General features: G+C 33.0%; 4 protein-coding genes. 2 read left to right on the forward strand and 2 right to left on the reverse strand.

Going from position 1 to position 4140, the window contains the following annotated elements:
• On the reverse strand, positions 1-713 hold a 713-nt coding region (gene rsmH, locus ENL20_01775; GenBank protein HHE37286.1), incomplete at its 3' end, for a 16S rRNA (cytosine(1402)-N(4))-methyltransferase RsmH.
• A complete protein-coding gene (locus tag ENL20_01780; protein HHE37287.1) occupies positions 710-1153 on the reverse strand; it encodes a protein MraZ in 444 nt (147 codons plus the stop codon). The genes ENL20_01780 and rsmH, both read right to left, overlap by 4 nt.
• 358 nt (positions 1154-1511) lie before the next feature.
• On the opposite strand from ENL20_01780, the gene ENL20_01785 reads away from it, so the two are divergent.
• Together ENL20_01785 and ENL20_01790 are read left to right on the forward strand one after the other, a co-directional pair.
• Entirely contained in the window at positions 1512-2852 is a 1341-nt protein-coding gene (locus ENL20_01785) for a diguanylate cyclase (GenBank protein ID HHE37288.1), read from the forward strand.
• A 128-nt stretch (positions 2853-2980) separates the two neighbouring features.
• A partial coding sequence (locus ENL20_01790; protein HHE37289.1) for a response regulator occupies positions 2981-4140 on the forward strand: 1160 nt, incomplete at its 3' end.

Here is a 4140-nt window from a genome sequence, read left to right on the forward strand (position 1 = left end):
GTTAGAACTGCCAATCTACCACCAGGATTTAGAATATTTACAGCATCGTTTAAAGTTGTTTTCAAGACATTTATCTCATTATTTATGAATATTCGTAATGCCTGGAATATTCTTGCTTTAGCTTTTAGCTTTTGATGTGACCTAATACTCTTTTCGATAATTTCAGAAAGTTCTCCGGTTGTTCTGATCATTTTTTTCTTTCTGCTTTCAACTATTTCCCTGGCAATTTTGTTTGATTCCCTCTCTTCTCCATAATCAAAAAAGATAGTACGCATCTTTTCGTATGGGAATTTGTTTATAATATCGTAAGCTGAAATTTTCTCTGACTTGTTCATTCTCATATCGAGTTTTCCATCATGCTGATAGCTGAATCCTCTCAGAGGATTGGAAATTTGATGAAATGAAACTCCAAGATCAAAAATAATACCATCGATCTTTTTTATTCTTTCTAATGATAATCTGGTTCGAAGGTTGGAAAAATTATCGTTGAAAATTTTTAATCTATCAGAATATTGTTCATAAATTTTAGAAGTATAATCAATTGCATCTTCATCTTGATCAAAAGCAAATACCTGCAGATTCTGATTTGATTCCAATATTTTCAAGGTATGACCTCCACCACCTAAAGTTGCATCAACATAGATTCCATTTTTTTTAAGATTCATACCGCTGATCGATTCTTCGAGCAAAACCGCGGAGTGATAACCATTCATTTCTGGTAATCTTGGGTATTGAATGATTTTTTATGAACTTTAAGTTTTTCGTTACGGAAATCGACATATTTTTCCGGATTCCATACGGAAATATAATTACCTTCACCTTTGATGATCACTTTTTCAGTTATACCTGCAATTTCTAATAGTTCATTGCTGATCTTGATCCTGCCGGATTTTTCTATGGTTTGTTCGGATGAGGCGAATGTTCTTAAATTCACTAACAGATCGGTATCTCTGTCTGTTCCGCTTTTTAATTTCTCGATTTTCTCATTCCAGTTATCAAGAGGAAAAATTCCAATATTTTCTTCCGGTCCGATTGTAACAATAACAGTTTTATTCGCTTCCTCACTGAATTTTTTTTTGAATGGAGAAGGAATAATGATCCATTTGTTCTTATTCACCGAATTTGTGTATGTGCCTAAAAATTCCCCTGACATTCTGCTCTCCATCTCAAAAATGAGATTTACTGAGATTTTATGAGAAAACACGGGTAAAATTTGAGAATCGCATATATGGAGTCAAGCATTTTTTTATTTTTTTTACATTTTATGAGAAAAAAATATTTTCATCGTTCCTGATCCTTGTTAATAATGCAATTCCAAACAAAAAAAATAATTTGGAAATTGATACAGGAAACTTGATTCATTGTTTGTCGCAATACTGTAGAATTTCAGATTTCACATTTTTAGATTTTATAAATATTTTAACTTAAAAATATAAAAAATCATTGACCGATATTCCAAGTTTTAGAAAAATATTTTCGTGAAGTATGTTTTTTTTGATTGGGAGTAGAAAATGTATAAAAAGAAAATTCTGATCGTTGAAAATGAACGCATAATCGCAGAAGATTTAAAGAGGATATTATTAGGTTTTAATTATGATGTGATCGATATGGCAGCATCAGGTTTGAATGCAGTTAATATTGCTCAAACAATGAAACCGGATCTTATTCTCATGGATATTATTCTCGAAGGAACAATGGATGGAGTCCAAGCCGCTGAACAGATCAGGGATAAATGCGATATTCCGGTTGTATATTTAACTGCTTATGCAGATGAAAAGACACTTGAAATTGCTAAAGTTTCCGGTCCTTTTGGTTATCTGATAAAACCATTTGAAGAAAAGGAACTGTATGCAACTATTGAGATGGCATTTTATAAAGATCAGACGGAAAAAGCTCTTCGTGAATTTTATCGAAAAATCGAAAATCTGCATGAAGTTGCTCGAAACTTAGTAGCATGTGAATCGAGTAAAGATGTTTACAAAATGACCATTAAAACTGCTGAAAGCATCCTTGATTTCTCAATTTGCAGTTTAGTTATCGTAGAAGATGACAAACTGGTTGTCAAGGCTACTTCAACTCAAACCCCTGTTGGAGCCAGTCAAACCGGAGATCTGAATAACAGTATTGCCGGAGAAACATACAAGACAGGAAAAACAATTCTCAAAGTAAATTTAGAAGAAGAATTTAAAGATGATAAAAACAAAAATGGTTATAAATCAATAATAAGCGTACCCATTGGGAATATCGGTGTTTTTCAAGTAGTATCAACTGAATCAAATGCATTTGATAAAAATGATGTTCGATTACTCGAATTACTTATCGGACATACTAATGAAGCTTTAAAAAGGATAAACCTCCAATCCAAACTGAAAATCCAGGCAATGCATGATCAGTTGACGGGAGCTTACAATCGGTATTATCTTTATCAAGCTCTGGACAGAGAAGTAAAATTATCAAAAAGATATAACAGATCTATCGCTTTTCTAATTGTCGATGTAAATGGTTTGAAATCAATAAATGATAAATATGGTCATCTCACAGGTGATAAAGTATTGCAATGCGTCAGTGATGTCTTAATTGAAAAAGCTCGCGAATCTGACATTGTCGTCCGTTACGGAGGAGATGAATTTCTGATCATGCTTCCCAATACAGGAAAAGATGTGGAAACAGTTAAAGAAAGGATTTTAGAAGGAATTAAACTTCAGAACCAGGAGAAAACACATTTTAATTTTCCGATTTCTTTTGCAATTGGAAGTGCATATTGGAAGAGTAATGATTCGACCGAAATTGAGGATGTTATTGCAACCGCTGATAAAAGAATGTATGAGAATAAAAAAAACCAGGTAAGATAATCTGAGTAATGAGATATTTTATTTTGATTTATAAAAATACTAAAAAAAACACGAAATTTCCAAAAAACACGAAAAATTAAAATATTTATTTAACTTCGTGTTCTTTGCAGTAAATAACTGGGAAAAAAATGAAGAAAAGAATACTGATAGTTGAAGACGAACGGGTAATAGCTGAAGATATTAAAAGAAGTCTAAAACATTTCGGATATGAAGTATTAAATATTGTTTCAACCGGTCGGGATGCAATCGATAAAACTCATGAACTGAAACCTGATCTGATTTTGATGGATATTATTTTAGAAGGAAAAATGAATGGAGTGCAGGCTGCTGAACAAATCACGAAAACCTTTAAAATTCCTATAGTTTATTTAACTGCTTATGCTGATTACAAAACAATTCAAATTGCAAAAGTAACCGGACCTTTTGGTTATATTCTCAAACCATATGAGGAGAAAGAACTTCATACAACCATTGAAATGGCTTTTTACAAACATAAAATGGAAAGAGCGATCGAGGATAGGGAAGAATTTATGCGTCATGTCATCGATACTGATCCCAACATCATATTTGTGAAAGATAATAACTGTAAATATGTAATGGTCAATAGATCGATGGCTGAACTTTACGGAACAACGCCTGAAGCGATGTTAGGAAAAACTGATCTCGAACTTGCAGAATTATCAAAATTAAAAATAAGAGATGCAAATAAATATCGTGAAGAAGATGAACGAGTTTTAATGTCTAAAAAAACTTTATTGGTTCAGGAACATCAATTTGTTAAGAATGATGGTGAAAAAAGATGGTTTCAAACAACCAAAGTTCCCTTATCGCTGAAATTTGTTCCTGATGGTATTTTAGGAGTTTCTGTCGATATTTCTGCAAGAAAAAAAGCTGAAGATGAATTGCTTCTGAGTTATAAAAAACTCCAGAGATTGTTAGAAGAAACAGTTAATGGACTTGTCTCTGCTGTTGAGATTCGGGATCCTTATACAGCCGGTCATCAACGAAGAGTATCAGTTCTGGCAGAGGCAATTGCTCGTGAAATGCGTCTAAAAAAAGATCAGATCGATGGGATCAGGATGGCTGCTCTTGTTCATGATATTGGGAAAATATATGTTCCTGCTGAAATCTTAAGTAAACCCGGTAAACTATCTGAAGCTGAATTTAATCTGATAAAAATACATCCTCAAGCAGGTCATGATATTTTAAGTTCCATAGAATTTCCCTGGCCTGTTGCCAAGATCGTTCTTCAGCACCAGGAAAGGCTTGATGGTTCTTCTTATCCTCA

The organism is Candidatus Cloacimonadota bacterium (assembly GCA_011372345.1).
In the GTDB taxonomy this organism is placed as follows: Bacteria; Cloacimonadota; Cloacimonadia; order Cloacimonadales; family TCS61; genus DRTC01.